1 pseudogene is annotated in these 270 nt (G+C 43.0%); it reads left to right on the top strand.

The features are described from left to right. Nucleotides 1-270: pseudogene (locus SB765_RS29905) on the top strand (hypothetical protein); the annotation flags it as partial.

The raw sequence follows: 270 nt of genomic DNA on the forward strand, positions 1-270 counted from the left end.
GTAACAGGTACATCGCAACAAGGTGGCGCTAACTTCACTGAAATTGAAGAGTTCTCAGGTGTAGTGCCTTTAGCGTATGGACGTTTCGAAGCGGGTTTACCGTTTAGTGGTTTAAGTGTTTTTGCTGAAGGCAGCTTTTTAGCTATTGATGACAGTAAAGTACGAGATTACCAAATGGGTATTGCTTGGGAGTTGATTGATAACCTAGCGGTTGATGTTGCGGTTAAAGCGGGTTACCGCTCTATGGTTTTAGAGCTTGATGATGTAGAT

Origin of the sequence: Pseudomonas sp. SIMBA_067, assembly GCF_046534675.1 — a bacterium.
Lineage (GTDB): Bacteria > Pseudomonadota > Gammaproteobacteria > Pseudomonadales > Pseudomonadaceae > Aquipseudomonas > Aquipseudomonas putida.